Annotated in this window: 16 protein-coding genes; 3 read left to right on the top strand and 13 right to left on the bottom strand. The window is 66.0% G+C overall.

The genetic code is table 11. From position 1 onward, the window contains the following. Positions 1–2: 2 nt before the first annotated feature. The 4 genes from pheT to K6I40_RS20400 all read right to left on the bottom strand — a co-directional run bounded on the left by pheT (position 3) and on the right by K6I40_RS20400 (position 6,725). Entirely contained in the window at positions 3–1,766 is a 1,764-nt protein-coding gene (pheT, locus tag K6I40_RS20385; protein ID WP_222916018.1) for a phenylalanine--tRNA ligase subunit beta, read from the bottom strand. Further along, on the bottom strand, positions 1,766–3,292 hold the full coding sequence (locus tag K6I40_RS20390; protein WP_222916020.1) for a phenylalanine--tRNA ligase subunit alpha: 1,527 nt from the start codon (positions 3,290–3,292) through the stop codon (positions 1,766–1,768). Before K6I40_RS20390 ends, pheT begins: the two co-directional genes overlap by 1 nt. A 354-nt stretch (positions 3,293–3,646) precedes the next feature. Then, positions 3,647–5,026 carry a hypothetical protein gene (locus tag K6I40_RS20395; protein WP_222916022.1) on the bottom strand — a complete coding sequence of 460 codons (1,380 nt, stop codon included), beginning with the start codon at positions 5,024–5,026 and terminating at the stop codon, positions 3,647–3,649. A 118-nt stretch (positions 5,027–5,144) separates the two neighbouring features. Then, a complete protein-coding gene (locus K6I40_RS20400) occupies positions 5,145–6,725 on the bottom strand; it encodes a tryptophan--tRNA ligase (protein WP_222916024.1) in 1,581 nt (526 codons plus the stop codon). Positions 6,726–6,830: 105 nt separating this feature from the next. On the opposite strand from K6I40_RS20400, the gene K6I40_RS20405 reads away from it, so the two are divergent. Both K6I40_RS20405 and K6I40_RS20410 read left to right on the top strand, forming a co-directional pair. After that, positions 6,831–7,226, top strand: coding sequence for a methylated-DNA--[protein]-cysteine S-methyltransferase (locus K6I40_RS20405; protein WP_222916026.1), 396 nt, complete (start codon positions 6,831–6,833; stop codon positions 7,224–7,226). 65 nt (positions 7,227–7,291) lie between these two features. Next, entirely contained in the window at positions 7,292–8,221 is a 930-nt protein-coding gene (locus K6I40_RS20410; protein ID WP_222916028.1) for an ornithine cyclodeaminase family protein, read from the top strand. 56 nt (positions 8,222–8,277) lie between these two features. On the opposite strand, the gene K6I40_RS20415 is transcribed toward K6I40_RS20410, so the two are convergent. From K6I40_RS20415 to K6I40_RS20455, 9 genes are all read right to left on the bottom strand, one after another. Continuing rightward, complete coding sequence (locus K6I40_RS20415; protein ID WP_222916030.1) at positions 8,278–9,441, bottom strand: cell division protein FtsZ; 1,164 nt, start codon at positions 9,439–9,441, stop codon at positions 8,278–8,280. A 126-nt stretch (positions 9,442–9,567) separates the two neighbouring features. Next, on the bottom strand, positions 9,568–10,644 hold the full coding sequence (endA, locus tag K6I40_RS20420) for a tRNA-intron lyase (protein ID WP_222916032.1): 1,077 nt from the start codon (positions 10,642–10,644) through the stop codon (positions 9,568–9,570). A 332-nt stretch (positions 10,645–10,976) separates the two neighbouring features. Continuing rightward, positions 10,977–11,753, bottom strand: coding sequence for a DUF91 domain-containing protein (locus K6I40_RS20425; RefSeq protein WP_222916034.1), 777 nt, complete (start codon positions 11,751–11,753; stop codon positions 10,977–10,979). Positions 11,754–12,134: 381 nt separating this feature from the next. Next, positions 12,135–12,365, bottom strand: a complete 231-nt coding sequence (locus tag K6I40_RS20430) for an Lrp/AsnC ligand binding domain-containing protein (protein ID WP_222916036.1) — start codon at positions 12,363–12,365, stop codon at positions 12,135–12,137. A 345-nt stretch (positions 12,366–12,710) separates the two neighbouring features. Further along, complete coding sequence (locus tag K6I40_RS20435; RefSeq protein WP_222916038.1) at positions 12,711–13,403, bottom strand: hypothetical protein; 693 nt, start codon at positions 13,401–13,403, stop codon at positions 12,711–12,713. Between the two features lie 180 nt (positions 13,404–13,583). Beyond that, entirely contained in the window at positions 13,584–14,726 is a 1,143-nt protein-coding gene (locus K6I40_RS20440) for a hypothetical protein (RefSeq protein WP_222916040.1), read from the bottom strand. Positions 14,727–15,059: 333 nt separating this feature from the next. After that, positions 15,060–15,410 (bottom strand): hypothetical protein, encoded by a 351-nt coding sequence (locus K6I40_RS20445; RefSeq protein WP_222916042.1) that lies wholly within the window; start codon positions 15,408–15,410, stop codon positions 15,060–15,062. A 288-nt stretch (positions 15,411–15,698) separates the two neighbouring features. Further along, positions 15,699–16,073, bottom strand: a complete 375-nt coding sequence (locus tag K6I40_RS20450; RefSeq protein ID WP_222916044.1) for a hypothetical protein — start codon at positions 16,071–16,073, stop codon at positions 15,699–15,701. An 11-nt stretch (positions 16,074–16,084) separates the two neighbouring features. Beyond that, complete coding sequence (locus K6I40_RS20455) at positions 16,085–16,633, bottom strand: hypothetical protein (RefSeq protein WP_222916045.1); 549 nt, start codon at positions 16,631–16,633, stop codon at positions 16,085–16,087. Positions 16,634–16,940: 307 nt separating this feature from the next. Between K6I40_RS20455 and K6I40_RS20460 the strand changes: the two genes are divergently transcribed. Further along, complete coding sequence (locus K6I40_RS20460; protein ID WP_222916047.1) at positions 16,941–17,534, top strand: DJ-1/PfpI family protein; 594 nt, start codon at positions 16,941–16,943, stop codon at positions 17,532–17,534. Positions 17,535–17,587 lie beyond the last annotated feature (53 nt).

A 17,587-nucleotide genomic window follows, 5' to 3' on the forward strand; every position in this document is an offset into this window, starting at 1 on the left:
CCCTACCGGAGCGCCTCGAGGTCGAACTCGAAGGCCGACACCGGCACCTCGAGGTCGTGTTCGACGAGCACTTTCGGATGGACCTCGCCGATGACACCGACTTCCTCGCCGTCAATGACGATCGCCGCGGTTCGACCCGAAATGAAGGTCGGGTGGTCGGTCGGCGGCGTCTCGATATCGACGTCGAAGTTGCGAGTGAGTGTCTGTAGCCGCGCTTTGGCGTCCTCGTAGCCGGCCTCGTGGTGGGCGAGGACGGCTCCGACGCGGCGGCCCTCCGCGACGCCGGTGTTCTCCGACTCATCGACCTCGGCCGCGAAGCCAATTTCGGCGAGGTTCTGGGGATACGATCGGTGAGTGTTCCGCTCGAGGACCATCAGCAGCGAGGGCATGAGCCAGGTCCGCAGCATGGTAAAGTCCTCGCTGTAGGGCTCTTTGATGGTCGCCGGCTCGCCGGCCCCGTAGACATCGTCACCGGGGGACACGTTGAGGCGGTCGTAGTTCTCCCCCTCGCTGATCATGTGGAAGTTCAGCAGGTCCTCGAAGCCCAGCCCGACGAGTTGCGTGCGGGCGGCGTTCTCGAGTCGAGAGCGCTCGTGGCGGCCACCGACGGTCCCCACGTCGGGGTAGCGCGGCTCAAGTTCGTTGAAGCCGTACGCTCGCCCGAGATCGTCGATGACGTCCAACGGGTGGAGTACGTCGACGCGGTAGGGCGGGATCGTCACCTCGTAGACCAAGTTTCCGTCCTCGTTCTCCTCCTTTTCGGCCGCGAGCCCCGATCGCTCCGCGAGGTCGAGTACCTCGTCGGGGTCGAGCCCGATCCCGAGGATGGTCTCGATGCGGTCGTGGGCGACCGTCTTCGTCTTCATCGAGAGGTCGGGCCGGATGAGTTCGTGTCCGCCGAGCTGCGTCCGGCTCCCGTCCAAGTCCACGTTCGCGGACTCGCTATCCGGGTATTCGACCCGCACCTCCTCGATCGTGGCTCCGCGGGCCGACAGCGCATAGCAGACGATGTTTAGCATCTTGTCGATCGTCCACTGGTCGGTGCCGGTCATCTCGACGAACAGGTCTCTCGAGTCCGTCGAGACCTCGGTCCGCCGGCCATTAATGACAGGCGGGAACGAGAACAGTCCGATACTGTCGTAGATCGACGGATACCGTTCGTACTCGCTGACGAGGTCCGCGTAGGTTTGGCCCGTCTGGTGGTCCTCGAGCACGTCGGCCGGCGTCATCTCCTGATCGGAATCGAGGGGGACGAACCGGTCCTCGTCGGGTTCGACGCCGACGTACTGGATCGTCGGGTTGCCCTCCGTTACAGCAGTCCCCTTCAGCATTGTCAGGTCGTGAATCCCGATCGCGCCCTTCGCGCGCTTGCGACCCATCGTCGCGTGGAGCTTCTCCTGTAACTGGATGATCGACTCGAGACTCTCCTCGTCCAGATCCACGTCGCGGACGACCGCGCCCGTGACGTACGGCCGCTCGTCCGGAACTGACTCGTCGACCTCGATGGTCCACTCGGGAGAGTTCGGTGAGGGAACGTGGACGCCCCGTGCGTCGCCGTACTGATACCGCATCGAGCGGGCGACGCCCTCGACGGAGAGCCGGTCGAGCCGGTCCGGTGCGAACTCGAGTTCGAACGCGCCGTCCTCGGTGCGCCCCTCGAACTCGAGGCCGAGCCCGAACAGGTCCTCCTGTAGCTCTTCGTCGCTCTTCTCATCGTGACCGGTCAGATCTCGCAGTTCGTCGGGATCGATATCGACAGTGGGCATCAGTAGGTCACCTCCGTTTCGCGCAGCAGGTCGAGGTCACACAACGTCCCGTGGATGTCTCGAATGTCCTCGAAGCCATACATCAGCATGAGCAGTCGCTCTAAGGCCAGTCCCCAGGCCATCACGTCGCACTCCACGCCGAGGGGCTCGAGCATCTCCTCGCGGAAGATGCCCGAATTGCCAATCTCGACGAGCTCGCCGGTCGTTGGGTGGGTGCCGAACAGCTCGAAACTCGGCTCCGTGTAGGGGTTGTAGTGGGGCTTGAACTGGATGTCCGTGATCCCGAACTGGGCGTAGAACTCCTCGAAGGTGCCCATCAGATCGCGCACCGAGAGGTCCTCGGCCATCACCCAGCCCTCGATCTGGAAGAACTCGAGCAGGTGCGTCGGATCGAGCGTGTCGTTGCGGTAGACCTTTTCGACGCTGAAGTACCGCTGTGGCGGCTCGAGGTCACCGACTTCCTCGCCCGAGAGGTAGCGCGTCGATAGCGAGGTGGTGTGCCCGCGCAGCGCGAGCGCCCTGGCGAAGTCCTCGTCCCACGGGGAGTGATAGCCTTCGCCGTCCTCGCCGACGCCCTCGCGGTGAGCGCGCTCGACGCGGTCGACAAGGTCCTCGGGGAGTTCGTCGATGTGGGTCGGCTGCTCGAGGGCGAACCGGTCCCAGTGCGTCCGCGCGGGATGGTCCTGAGGCATGAACAGGCAGTCGTTGATCCAGAAGTCCGCGTCGACGTGGGGGCCGTCCATCTCCTGGAACCCCATCCCGACGAGGGTATCTTTGACGCGCTCGGCAGTCTGGCGCAGGATATGGACCTTGCCGCCCTCGAACTGTTCTGCATCGGCCTCGACGTTGTACTCCGCGAATTCGACGTCTTCCCACTCGCCGCTCGTGAGCAGTTCGGGCGTGACCTCGCCGACAGTCTCGGCGGTCTCGATGCCTGCCATCAGTTCTGTGACGGCGCGCTCGGTCAGCGTCACCTCGCGGACCGTCGACTCGTGTCGGTCGAGGAGTCCGCGGCGCTCGAGGGACTCGAGCGTCTCCGCGTCCACGTCGACGCTGTCGACCGGTGCGTCGTCGACGTCGGCAAGCGCCTCGAGCGCGTTCGCCTCCGCGTCGGCATCCGGGTCCGCGTCCGGATCGGCTGTGATCTCGCCGCTATCGATCACGCCGTAGCCCTTGCGCGCGTAGTTCGAGAGCGCGATGTCGACCGCACCGCCTTCGAGTCCCGACGCGCCGATGACCTGCCCCATCGAAACGGGGTCGGCGTCGGCACCGGCCTCGAGAGCGGCCTCGTAGAGCCGAATCTCGGGTAGTCTCTCCGCAACGTAGTCACGCCCCTCGTCGGTGAGCGCGACCGTTTCATCGACACGTTCGCTGACGGCGACCAGCCCCTTGTCCTCGAGCTCGAAGACGGCCCCAGTGACGGTTTCGGGCGGGAGGTCGGTCGCCGCGGCGAGGGCGTCGACGGACGTTGCCTCGTCCGCATTCGCGGCCTCTACGACCGCGACCTGTTGTGCTGGAAGTTGCATTCGCTTATCTGCATTGCCGTGGGTCGGTCAGTTAGCGGTTCCGACTCCGGTCGACGTCGACTCTCGACTATCTCCGCGACTGGGCGTCACGATGTCCGCGAACCGAACGCGGACGGCTCTCGAGCCGACGATACTGCACGGACGGTTTCGCCGCGAGCGACCGAATCGGTCGCTCCCGGGTCCACCGGCCCGGACTCACCGGGCGAAGAAGAAGCCGAATCCCGACCGCTGGCGCTGTGGCTGAGTATCGACACTGGCACGGACGTGGGATTCGGGTGCCATACTCGGTGGCACTCGCGAGTCGACTAAAAACGTTGTGATACGTCTCACCACACCACTACCGACGACCGCCGCCTATCCCTCGGACACCCGCGTCGTCTCGAGCGAGCCGCTATCGACCCACTCGAAGCCGGACTGTTCGGCGGTCGCGGTCGTCTCGGGGACCTCCACGGGCGCACACCCGTCGGCGAACTCGATGCGCGTCTCCGCGGACTCGGTGGCCGGCAGTTCCGGAAGGAAGTCGTCGTCCTCGAGTAGCCCGCGGACGGAGACGGTCCCGCCTGCGTCGAGCGCCGCGCCGAGCGCGCGGTACCGGTCGTCGTCGGCCTGTGGGTCGAGGTCCGTACCGAACGAGTCGTTGCTGACCCGTGCTCTTTGGCTGGTCCCCGAGAGTGTCCCGAACCCATCCGAATTCGTCTCGTCTTCGTCCGCGCTCGTCGCTCGATCCTCGCGACTCGAGTCGTCCGCCGGTCCCGAGTCGCCGCGGTCACCCGTTGCGGAGTCGCGCTCTGCGGAGCGGTCTGAATCCTCATTGTGACGCCGCGACACGTCAGGCGAACCCCGAAGTTCGAATCCGTTGATCTCGCTCGCGGGCGCTGTCGTGGTCGATCGTTCCGAGGTGGCCGTCGACGCCGAGCCGGTCGTCGCGTCGCTCGAGAACTCCGCGGACGATGCCGTCGAATCTGATTCTGATTCCGGTCGCGCGGACGGTTCAGCTTCGTCGATGAGTGTGCCGATGTCGGATGTCGGTTCGCTCGGTCGACGCGTGTGCCCCTCGAGCGCCCACGGCGGCCACGGATCGTCGGCATCAGTGCCGGCTCCGATGTCGATCTGCCCGTCCGATTCGTCGCCGGCAGTGGGGACGTACGCTGCGAGTCCGTGCTCCGGAAGCAAGGGTCGATCGACGACCTCGATTCGCTGGCCGTAGCGATCGCGGAGTCGCTCGAGTTCGCTCCGTTCGACCAGTGCAGCGCGCCAGCGGTCAACGCCCGACGAAAGGAGGACGAACCGCGCGTCGGTTCCCGAAAGGATCGCGTCGTCGATCGTCCGGAGGACGGCCGGGAGGTTGTCGGTCCCGAGCGGCGTCTCGGGAGAGGTGATCGTCGCCTCCCGTACTCGGCTGCGGGGATCCGTCGCAGTCAGTGCCAGCCCGTCTCGCGTAGCCGAGACCTCGAGCGACCAGCCGATCGCCTCGAAGACAGCCACGAGTTCGGACTCGAGGTCGGCCCGCGAGTATCGGGCCGCACACGCGAGGCCGCGGTCGCTCTGTGCAATCGTCCGGCGGAGCACCGTTGTCCGATCGACGCCCGTCGCGAGCGTGTTGGCCAGCGCCGCCTCGAGAGTGTCGTCACCGGACGTGTTCCGTCGAACGTCCGTTGCCGTGACGCCGAACGCGCCGAGGATATCGGCACAGACCAGTCGGTCGTCGGTGGACGCACGGCGGTACGGGGCCATCGTGGCTCACGGTTCCACGACTGCCCGTATATATCTTCGTCAGACGCCAAAATGTATGTCTGTCCCCTGCCGAACCGATCCGCGAAAGCCGTCACGGAAGCGGCCGGTATGCTCCGCGTTAGCGACGCCGCGGCGACTCGAGTTCGATATCCGCGTCCTCGAGTAGTCCCTTGACTTCCTCGCGTTTCTCCTGATGTTCTTCGAGGAAGTCCTTCATGAGTTGGGCGGCCTGTTCCTTGCAGTCGCCACAGAGGCGCTCGCCGCCGACACACTCGTCGTAGACACGCTTGGCGAACTCGTCGTCGTCACCGGCCAGTAGGTAGGCGTAGAGCTCGTAGACGGGACACTCATCGGCTTTCCCGCCCTTCTCGCGCTGTTCTTCGGCGGTTTCGCGGCCGCCGGTCGTGGCCGACTTCACCTTACTGTAGCCGTCCTCAGGGTCGTCCAGCAGCGAGATGTGACTCGCCGGGATTGAGGAGGACATCTTGCCGCCGGTGAGCCCGGTCATGAACCGGTGGTAGATCGACGAGGGCGGCTGGAACCCGTAGCCGCCGTTGTCGACCTCGACCTCGCGGGCGAGTTCCTCGGCCGCGGCGCGGTCAATCTCGAAGGCATCGATGTGGCTCTCGTAGACCCGCTTTTCGCCGTCGATGGCGTCGATCAGCGCGTCAAAGGCCTCGTCGGTCGCCCGCCGGTCGAAAAACCGGGTTCGTGGTCGGACCGGTTCCATCCCCGCCTCCTCGAGCTTCGTCAACACTGAACTCAGCGTGTCGGCGCTGACGTCGAGCTCCGACAGCGGCGTCTCTTCGATCGTCTCGGCGACGTGGACACAACGGAGGTCGTCGTCGTCGAAGTCGGCGGGCTCGAGTCGCTCATAGAACCCGGCGACCAGCGCGCGTTCCTCGGGGTCAAGTTCGAAGCTAGCGTAGGCCTCGCTGACCTTGAAGAAGCGCATCCGTTCAGCGAGGTCCCGGGCCAGTCGGACGTGGGGATCCTGGTCCGGGCCGACCGGAATCACGGTCGGTTTGGGCTCCTCGAGTTGCGGGTAGAGGATGTCGGCCATCTGGGTGACAACGGACTGCATGTGAGAAACGTCGGTCTCGCCGTCGAAGCCGTAGATCGCCTGAAACTCCGAGAAGTTGGCTTCCGCGCCGAGATCGAAGGCCAGATCCTGGACCTCGCGGTTGGTCGACTGGCGGTAGAGTTCGCCCTCCTCGGGGTCGAAGCCGAGTGCGAGCAGGGACAACAAGTAGTTACGCGCGTGCTCGTCGATCTCCTCCCAGCTCATCCCGCGGGCGGAGTTGGCCTCGAGGTCGGCGATCAGCCCGTAAGCGTCGGCTCCCTGTTGTTGGTGCCAGATGATTTCGTCGAAGACCAGCTTGTGGCCGATATGGGGATCACCGGTGGGCATGAACCCGGAGAGGACGGCCGCCGGCTCGTCGTTCTGTAAGGCCTCCGCGACCGGTCGGTAGTCGCGGTGGCCGAAGATGACGCCCCGGCGCATCAGGTAGTGCGGATTCGGGACTTCTCCCAAGAGGTCATCGAACTCCTCGATACCGAACTCCTCGAACAGGTTCCGGTAGTCGGAGACGCTCGAGGAACCCCAGGGGTCCAGCGCGACGTCGTCTGCACCTGCAGCGCCGCCGTCGGTCATCGGTTCCCCTGACTCGGACTCCTCGAGTGGGTCGTCTCCGGTCATTAGGTGCGTTTTGGCGCGCCAGCGCGCAAAAGCCTTCGGCTTCGGCGCCGCCGAAATATTCGGTCACCGAGAGTAATGTCGGTGCGCCCCGAACGTCGATCACCGATGCAGATTCAGCTATTCGGGCGCGAGCAGGAGATCGACGGGTCGACGATCGACGCGAAGCCGGAGGCGATCCGCGAGCAGATGCGGGAGTACGAGGCCGGCGAGCGGATGGTGTTCGACCTCGAGATCGAGTTTCCCGACGACTTCACGGGAACCGTCATGCGGACGATGACGGCGATTCCGGCCGGCGAAACTCGAACGTACGGGGAGATCGCGTCGGAACTCGACAGCGCACCGATCGCCGTCGGGCAGGCCTGCGGCCGCAATCCGGTTCCCGTGATCGTGCCCTGTCACCGGATCGTCGGCGCGGACTCGCTCACCGGCTACGCGGGCGGACTGGAGTTGAAACGGCAGTTGCTCGAGCACGAGGGGGCCGCGATACCGGGCGACCCGTAGCGGTTCGGTTCTCGAACGATTCCCGCGCCGCACCTGTTATGGGATCTCCGACTGATACGTCGATCGTGACCGACTTTCCGATCCTGACGGACGGCGATATCTACTCGCAGTTCGACTACGAGGGGGTCGTCGACGCCATTCGCGACGCGTTCGCGGAACGAGCCGCCGGCACGCTCGAGGCCCCGCCGCGCTGGCACGTCGACGCCGGCGAGGGAGAACTCGTCTTCACTGCGGGTGCCGCAACTGGTTCCGCTAACGCCGCCGGTTTCCGAGTCTACGAAACTCATCCCGAATCCGGCGACGGGCACACGGAACTGGTGGCGGTCTTCGACGCGACGACCGGCGCGTTCGCGGGCCTGATCGTCGGCCACGCGATCGGTGGCCTCCGCACCGGGGGCATCGGCGGCGTCGCGATCGACTGCCTCGCTCGCGGGGAGAGCGAGACGCTCGGAGTTCTCGGGTCGGGCTTCCAGGCTCGAGCGCAGGTCGGCGCGGCGTGTGCGGTTCGGGACTTCGAGGAGGTTCTAGTCTACAGTCCGAGCGATGAGAGCCGCGAGTCCTTCGCTAAGACGGCCGACGGCGAAGTCGAACCACCCGTTCGCGCGGTCGATGACCCCGAACCGGTCGTCTGCGAGGCCGACGCGCTCGTCTGTGCGACGAACAGCGAGAAACCGGTCTTCGACGCCGACTGGCTCGAGTCCGGCACCCACGTGACGACGATCGGCCCGCGGTTCGACGACGCCCACGAACTCCCGCTCGGGGTCGTCGATCGCGCCGACGTCATCGCGACCGATTCACTGCCGCAGGTCGAAGACTACGATCGGCCGTACATCGTCGCGGGCGAGGACCGCGAGCGGCTGGTCGAACTCGCGGACGCGCTCGAGGACCCGGGACTCGGACGGCAGCGTGAGGACGACGTCACACTCTTTTGCTCGGTCGGATTGGCGGGGACGGAAGTCATCTTGGGGACGCGGTTCCTCGAGAGATTCGCGTAGCTCGGGCGACGAACTGGCGGAGCGATTCTGTGAGCTACTGGGAGCCGAAGTCGACGTTAGTCGGCTTGGTCGGCTCGGTCAGCCCGGTCGACCACTGTCCGCAACTCCGCGATCCGATCCGATTCGACGCCGGCGAGGACGACCGCCGCGAAGACGCGGTCGCCGTCGGGCCGGGGCGCGTCGCCGCCGAGGATGCCCGAGCCGTCGATGGCCGACTCGAGGGTTCGCCGGCCCTCGGCGATCGCCCGTCGGTTGAGCCACGCCGGCGGCCCGCCGACGATCAGCAGTCCGCGCTCGGCCGTTTCGGGGTCGCACTCGAGGGTAAGTTTTCCGCGGATTCCCTTTCGGACCACGGTCTCGATGGCGCTGACCGCCTCGCTCGTGTCGACGTCCGGCTCTGCCGAGAGGAGCCCGAGGCCAAATCGCGAGCCGCTCGTCTCGACCGTCTGGTCGCCGTAGCCGAGTGTGATGACGGCCGACTGGTCGCCCGCGATTCGGCGGATGTCGCTTGCGTCGATGACGGTCTGGGCGACCGATCCCGCCGAACCGCCACCGCCGGCAAAAATGGCCGCGATGCGCGTCGCCAGTTCGCGGTTACAGCGGTCGCGACCGTCGGCGAGCGCTTCGCCGGGGCGGAGCCAGTCCTCGTTGTCGAACGTGATGATCGCGCTCGCGACCCCGTCGAGTCGCTCGAGGGTGGCGACGGCGTTCGCCGCCGCATTCGGTCGCGGCGGCGCGTCGTCGGGAGCGATCGAATCGCTCGCACGAGGTCCGCCTCCCGACGCGTCTGCCGCGGCGTCGAACTCGCGGTCGGCCGGCAGCGTCGCGAGGACGTAGACCGGCGCGTCGGACCGCTGCTGGAGCGTTGAGACGAGCGCAGGGACCGCTCCGCCGCCGGTCGCCCCGCCGAGGCCGACCGCGACGAGAATCCCGTCGGCCGCCCCCGATGTGGGTCGGTCCACGCTCTCGAGGAGGTCGTCGGCGTGGTCCCGGCCGACGGTCCGACCCCGCTCGAGATCGCCCTCAAGGCCGCCGTCGATGTTATCGGGGCCGTACCGAGACCGGTTCGATTCGGGGATAACGGTCCTGTTCAGATCGTTCTCATCGGTATCGAACGCGACGATGTCGGTGAGAAACGAGTGGTCGGTCGGCTCCGCGGCCCGGATCGCGTCGGCGATCCGACAGCCCGCGCCGCCGACGCCGATCACCTCGAGTTGCATAGTGCGATCCTCGTCCGTCGGGGGTTTCAGGATTCCGCTCGCGCGGACCGTTGTTCGGCACGGGTCGGCATGGATTTCCGGTGTGTCGTCGGCGTAATGACGTCGATGTGCCGCTTGGCGGCCGGATCAGGGCGTCAGCCGCTCGAGCGACCACCACTTGATTTCTGCGCGTCCGTCGGATCCCTCACCCACCAGCGCGAAGACCATCGTCTTCCGAACGCCGTGTGCGAGCCGAACGTCCAGCGCCAGATCCCGTGGCTCGAAGACGTACTCGGCGGGATGGACGCGAACGAGAAACTCAGAGTGGCCGAGGTCCTCGACGGACTCCACGTCGGCGTAGGTCCGAAAGTCAGCGCCGAACTTGTATCCTGTCTTGGGGACGACACCGCGTTCCCGGAGCGCCGTGTAGACGGTCAGTCGCCGATCGAAGCGCTCGCCCTCGACCTCGCGGCCCCGATCGCGGACCGTGTCGGGCTCAAGGCTGATCGCGCCCCGTTCGGCGAGGTAGGCCGCCTCAAGCAGGGAACACTGCAGTGTCGGCTCATCGTACTCCCGACCCTCGAGTGGCTGGCCGTAGAACGTCTGCTCGTAGAGATTGAGCGGCGGCTCCCAGACGACGACCCGGTCGGCAAGCAGGTCGGCCGCACAGCCCTCGGGCAGTGCGGCGTCGGAGTCCGAGGTGCCCGTCGGATCGCGGCGGCCGACCTCGAAATAGGTAATTTCGCTCTCCTCGTCGACGACAGCTAGGACTCCCTCTCGGAGCTCGGCGGCGGGAATATCGGTTCGTTCGCCGATGATCCGCAAGCCGTAGGCGATTTCGCCGTCGCCGGGCCCCTTCCCCCGCGGGAACACTGCGAAGTCGGCCTCGCCGCCGGGCGGGTCCGACACCCACGGCTTCGCGGCCGGCGAGAGGTAGAAGCCCCGCGATCGCAGATCCGCGTAGACGAGAAATCGAACGCCGAAATCGTCGCCGGGCTCGCGGGCGATGAACTCCCGGAATCCCAGCCGTTCGCCGCTCGCGGTATTCACGACCGCCTCGAGGTCGCCCCGATACAGAAGATGAGCCGCTTCCACGGGTGCGAGAGCGATTTCGTTCCCCTCGAGCGGGTAGCCGTAGCCTCGCGAGTCGTGATACCGTTGGCGTGCGTCGCCGCCTACGTGGACGACCCCCTCGTCCACGTCAAACCGCCCCTCGAGTGACATAGCCGGGGTTTCGCCGGCCGGCACTAAGTGGCTGCGGATCGATCCCTATTCGTCGTCACTATCGTTTTTGAGGAATCGCGTCCGAATCGAACACGCTGAAAGCCCCTGGTGCGCTCGACTCCCGCGCCTCGCTGCGGTCCTCAGTTGCTCGCTCCGCTCGCTCCTTCCGGTCCTTGCATCGTCGGGTTTCGTCGAGCAACGGGAGAGCGTTGCTCTCCCGAGCATCGCGGACGCGGGGCGTCCGCTCAGCGCACCAGCCCCTTTCAATCCCGCCCACCGCAGCGCCGGCTGGTCTTTCGGCTGTAGCGCGGTGGGAGACGACACGTTAGGAGTTAGTCGTCGGCGGGGGAGTCGGCCTCGAGCGGGCTCTCGAGTGCGCGATCACAGGTTGCGTCGAGACACCGGATGCCGCTGGCAGTCTCGAAGGTTGGGAGCCCGCAGTCGCACTCGCCGTCGACGACGCCGGCGGGGACGGCGAAGCCGGTGTCGCAGTCGGGGTAGTGCTCACAGCCGGCGATGAGCCCGCCGCGCCGGAGGATTCGGAGGTCGCCGTCGCAGTCCGATTTCGGACACCCCCACTCGCGGTCGAACGCTTCTTTCACCGCCGCGTCGAGGGACTCACAGCCGCGATCGAGGCAGACGTTGAACGCGAGACCGCGCTCGACACGCATCTTGGGGAGCCCGCAGTCGCAATCGCACTGTTCGTCGCGGACCGTCGCGTCCGCCGGCACGCCGTAGCGGTCGCCACAGCCGACGCAGTGGACGCCACTCGAGCGCACTAACGCCGCGCCGCAGTCGGGACACTCTCCGATGGGCGTCCCGGCCGCGGAGGCCGGGTAGTGAGCGAACCCGTCCTGTTCGTGGGCGGCGATCCGCAGCGTCTGGTTGTCCTTCTTCGCGACGAGGGTGAAGCCGCCGGTGCGATCGCTCGAGACGCTGTCGGCACGCGTCAGCCACGCGACGGGCTGGTAGCCGTCGATACCGTGGACCAGCACGGTGTTGTCCGGTTTGACGATCGTCGTCACTCGGCCGCGGTACTCCTCCCGGTCGGCGTCCTCGGCGATGACGGTACAGTCGCCCGCGAGCACACGGATTGCGTCGTCGATCATAGGACGGTTGGCCGCGGTTTCCTACTTAAATTCGCGGACGGATCTGCAGCGCCGAGGACCGCCTCGTAGCGGCGATTCGGATGGCGCTGGGCCTCGAGGTATCGTAGCCACTGAAAGTCACTGCACACTCGATCACACGACAGCTGTACGATCGATGTATACATCGTGTCAGTTGATACTATAACGGGGGCCGATGAGCGACTCGCCGCGGCCACCGACGCTGCGGTGACGCGGTACGAACTCGATTAGATCATCTCTCACATGGTGTTCTGGCCCCTATCCGACGGATCCGGCGGTTCCATGGTCGCCTCCGCGTTTCTGGCCACTGTTCTCCGTCCCGTGACTACTATGACCAGCGACCGACCCGGTTGCGTGCAGCGATTAGTCGATACAGACGTACGTTCGGGTCGTGCCGACTCCCTCGAGCGGCCGAATGGTGGTCGTAACCGTCTCGAGGAGGTCGTGGGGTTCGTCGCCCGTTAATTCGACCATCACGTCGAAGTCACCCGTGATGACGTGCGCCGCGACGATGCCCTCGGTATCGCGGAGAGTCTCGCACACCTCTTCGGACATTCCAGTCGCGGCGTCGATCATCGCATATGCGTCGACCATTTCCACCGATCTACGTCGGCAGGCCTCAAAAAACGAGAGTGCAACGGTGGTCGTCGGGCAGTCTTCGTTCGATACTGCTGCAGCGGTCACTGTGCCGTTTGCAACTGTCTCGACTGCGACCGGAGCGAAACCGCTGTCGGCAAACCGTCTCACCAGGCCCGCTCATGGGCGTCGATCAAACGGACTGCTGTCGAGACCTGTCGAGCAGGCGGACCGTTCCCGCGCGAGGCGTATCGATCGAAGAAGGCGACCGCCGCGATCTCTCCGACGGTCGGTTTCCCGGTTCGGAGATCGCTTCGGATGAGAAAGACGCGGACCAAACTGCTCGACAGTGGACGGTTCGCGCTACCTCGTTCCGTTTGCGTTCCCCGGCCCGCCGCCGCGGCTGTCGTCGGATCGATTCTCGCTGGCCTCGCTCGGACCGCTGGGGTCGCGCTCGTTCCCGGCCGATCTGTCGACGCCGTCGCCAGCGATTGAGCGAGCGATTGCTGCGGTTTCGGGCCCGCCGCGGTCGCCGGCTCGCTCCCGCAGCGTGCGAATCGACTCCGCATCGACGCCACGGTCCGCGAGAGCTCCGGGTGGGAGTCCGGCTGCGGCGGCCTCCGCCGTTGTGGCCCGTCGCTCGAGGCTCCGCATCTCGGCAACGGTTTTCGCGACTTCGGCGCGATAGCGCCCCTCGCTAATCTCGCCGGCCTCGCGGGACTCGTTGAGGTCCACGAGTTTCTCCTCGAGGTCCGTCATGCGCGCCTCGGTCTCGTTGACTCCCGTGGCGACGACGGCGGCTTTCGTCCGGTTCGACTCGGCGTTCGCGATCCTGGCACCGAAGGCCCGTTCCGAGACATTGCCCTCGATCTCGGCGTTCTGTACGCCGACGGCGGCGGCGAATTGCTCGCCCGGTCTGATCGACTCATTGCCCGCGTCGGAGTCGGTCTCCGCTTGCGCCCCACCGCTCGAGACAACGCTCGCCGCGGCGAGGGGGACTGCAACCGTCGCGACGACGAGTATCGCTGCCAGCGTGATCGATGTGGTTCGATTCATTGGTGAGTGATTGGTTCGTTCGGTAATAAACACTCGAGGCGGTGACTTGGGTTCATCGACGGTTTCCCCGATTTAACGCCGTTTTCGATCCGTTGCCGTCCATCGGTTTCGCCGATTTCGCCGGTTTCTCCGGATTCGGTCCCACAGCCGGATTCGATCCGTCGGATGGTCTATTTCGAGTCATTTCGCTCCGTCACCACCCGTCCCGTCTGCTTCCCCGTCGCCCGCGTCGGGAAGGGAGAGCACGTTCTCACGACCGAGGCGGAACGACTCGAGTTTCCCGTCCTCGCGGAGGCCGCTGACGACCTTGCTGGTCTTCGCGTCGGTCCAGCCGAGTTCCTCGACGACCGCCTGCTGTTTCATCCGACCGCCCCGCTCCTTGACGAGTCGGAGGACCTGTTCCTCGTTGCTGAGAAGTTCCATGTCGGGCGCGCCGCTCGCGCTCATACCCGCCGAGTCGTCAGCCGTCGCCGACGCCGGCGCGGTCCCCGAACTGGCGATCGGCTCGGGTCCGGAATCGGAATCCGAACTGGGAGCGTCGTCCCCGCCGGTCGTCTGCGCTGTCGCCGACTCGCGGGTGCGGTACCACCACGCGCCAGCGACGGCGAGTCCACCGACGACGACCGCAGCGACTGCCATCGCGGCCGTGCTCGGCTCAGATCCGGCGGCGCTCACGACGACCTGTGGTTCTCCGGAGACGAAGTCGGTCTCGCCGCCCCGCCAGATCACAGCCTGCTCGCGCTCGTCGTCCGGACCTGGCGTGACCGACGTGCGCTCGTAGCCGTCTGGCCACTCGACCAGCAATCGCGTCCCGTCATCAAGGTAGAGCCCCTCGATCGCGTCGCCGGCGCGGAGTTCGTTGCCGTCGACGGCCGCGAACCCGTCCCAGCGGAAGGTGTACCTAACGACGCCGTACTCGCGTGCGAGCGACTGGCGCGCGGTCGTCACGTCGAACCCGTCGGCAGCCATCTCGCGGCCCGTCGCGTTGTTCGCCGTCGCAACCGTCTCGTTCAGTCGATCGGCGAACGACTGCGTGTGGGTTTCGGGGTCGTCCCGAATGTCATCCTGCAGCGATTCAAACGCCGTCGTGCTCTCATTGTCGTCGAGCCGAACCCAGAACTCGAGGGTCCACTCGGCGGTGCCGTTCGGCCGGAGCGCGACATCCATCCGGACCTCGTCCGCATCGATCCGGTCTTGCTGGACTGCGAACGGGTTCGATTGTGACCGCCCGCTGGTCGTGGCTTCGGTGACGGCGACGACCGGGCCCGCTGCGACGAGAAGCACCGCGATGACCACGGCTGTCACGCCGACGCGAACGTTCATACGAGTCGGTACTTGCCACTTCGGTTAAAACATATGGAAGTCGTAGAAACGGCTCGAGTGACACGCTTCCAACACTGAACGCCGGATACGGTTCGGAACTGGTCAGTGACCTATCACCAGATGGCCTCGTTCGGTCCGGCCGCGTCACCACCGGGGTAAGGCTCCGAACGACTTCGCTGAGCGACTCGACGGCACCGCTGACGGACTCGGTTATCGCCTCGAGTACGCCGGAGTCGAACTCCGAGACCGGATCCGGAAGGTCGTTCGGAGACCGTCGATCGGCCGTCCCTCGACCCGTGCCGATGACGGACAATATTCGGCCGCTCGAGGCCGTTATGCACCGGGAACGCCGAACGCACCGACACCGAGTCGGAAGATGGCGTTGAGCACGAAGAGGATGGCGAGCGCGGCGAGCCAGGCGATAAAGCCGATGGCCGCGGCCGTCCCCCAGCCGCCAGGGTACCGCCAGTTGATCACCCAGACCCAGGCGATCAGCGCGAGTATCGGGCCGAGCAGCGGTACCCATGAGGTCAGTGCCCACGCGATTGCGCCGAGGAGGGCTGTAACGACTGCGTGCGAGTAGTCGTCGACGTCGACGATGAACCGCGCGCTGGCGAAGATCGCCAGTCCGCCGACGAGCAGTGCGACCAGGAAGGCAACGACCGATCCGATGACAGCGACCATAGAACCCACTTCCACGGCCGACCAATTATAACGATGCCATTAGCTATCGCCACTCCTGTGTCAATACGAACGGAGCCGCTCGAGCCCCGTGACCGCGATTGACTTCGTTGTCGGCGCAGCTGTAATCGGATCCGGGCAAAGAAATCGGACGTTCGGAAGCGTCAGCGGGGGCAGGGTGAGGGTGGGGGTGGGGGTGCGGATGTGGTGGAGGGGGAGCATCAGCGGGGAGCCGGATAGAGGGCCGTCAGCGGGACTGCGTCGGTGGAGGGAGCGCCAGCGGGGAGCGGTTCAGATACCCGGCACGCCGAGTGCCGAGACCGAGCTGATTCCGATCAACTCGAGGGCTGCGAGGACGACCACTGCGGCCGTCCAAGTGACGACGCCGACGCCGGCGGTTTGGAGCCAGCCGAGCCGGTAGCGTCGCTTGACGATCGCGACCCAGGTGACGATTGCCAGCGCGCCGCCGATCAACGGTATCGGCTCGAGAAGGGCCCAGGCCAGCGCGCCGAGCAACGCGGTCAACACCGCGTGGGCGTAGTCTTGAGCATCGGCGAGGACGTGGGTGCTGGCGTGGAGGGCCACGCCGCCGACCAGCAGGCTGACGACGAACGTCAGCAGCCGATCCTCGAGACCGATCGCCGTCGGCAGAGCTGGTGTGGGCATGGGGGTATCAGTTACGCGTCAGTCTGTTCGTCGCTATCGTTCGACTCGGTCCGCTCGTCGGTCTGCTCGTTGTCGTCTTCGTCGGCTTGCGAGTCGTCCGCGTCGGTATCGTCTCCTTCATCGGCATTGTCAGCCTCGTCGCCTTCATCTACGTCGTCAGCGTTGTCATCTTCGCCTGCATTCTCGTCGTCCGGCGTCACGTCGCTGATCGCGTCGCCGAGCGAGCCGTCGAAGTCACTGTTTAGGAACGACGAAACCCGGTCGTGGATCGCGGAGACGTGCTCGGGAACCTGCGCGGGGAGGTCGGCGTTCGGCCCCTGTCCGTTCCCGTTATCCGAGTCGCTGCCGGCCGCGGCTCCGTTCTCGCTTCGGTCCTCGTTTCCGTTCGTGTGGTCATCCGCGTGCCGGTCGTCCGAGGCGTGTTCGTTCGCGTGCTGGTCGTCCGTCTCGTCCGCACTCGTGTCCACGGAGACGGGCGCGTTTCCGGGTGCTGCAGCAGCGAAGCCGGTTGCCGCGATCAGTACTGCACAGATGACTGCGATGAGCGTCGTTCGTTTCATAGTGCATCCGACTCTCGGTGGGTCGATCGACTTGAAGGGGGTCGCCGTGAACTGGGTTTTCGAGTGTTTGGAGCCATTTTCTGGACGTTTTCGTCGGTTTGTGGGCCGTTCAACGCCGATCGAATATGGTTGCGACGACGACGGTCGGTGAGTCGGGAATGCGGTGACCGAGAGGAGCGAACGGGGACGGTGCGCACTCGCCAGCGACGCGCTGGGAATGATATCGGTCGCTCTCGCGGTCTAGCGCTATACGAGTCATATACCGTGTCTACACAACAGACTTCAGCGGCGCTACCGATCATCGGATATGGCCGATATTACCGCTGAAATCGTGCTGTTCGATGGCTTCGACGAACTCGACGCGATCGGGCCCTATGAAGTCCTCGAGAACGGGGCTCAGGCCGGCGCATCCCTCGAGACGCGGCTGGTGACGCTCGAGGAGACCGATCTCGTGACGGCGAGTCACGGGCTGCGCGTCGAGCCCGACGGGACGCTTAGGGACCCGGATATCCTGCTCATTCCCGGCGGCGGCTGGACCACTGAGGGCGGTGTCCGGGCTGTCGTCGAGGACGGGGCGCTCTCCGCGGCCGTCGGCGAACGAGCCGCGACCGGTTCGACGATCGCGTCGGTCTGTACCGGCGCGATGGTGCTGGCCGAAGCGGACGTCCTTGAGGGCCGGCCCGCGACGACCCACGCCGTCGCGACGGACGACCTCGAAGCGTACGCTGCCGACGTTCTCGACGCGCGCGTGGTAGACGACGATGACGTGCTCACCGCCGGCGGCGTGACCGCGGGGATCGATCTGGCGCTGTGGTTGCTCGAGCGCGAGTTCGGCGCGGCAATCGCCGAGACGGTCGAAACGGAGATGGAACACGAACGGCGCGGCGAGGTCGTCCGCTGATCACTCGGCCCGACGCCTGCCAAACGGCTATACGGGACGATCGAATAGCCGGA

Source organism: Natrinema sp. SYSU A 869, assembly GCF_019879105.1.
GTDB lineage: Archaea > Halobacteriota > Halobacteria > Halobacteriales > Natrialbaceae > Natrinema.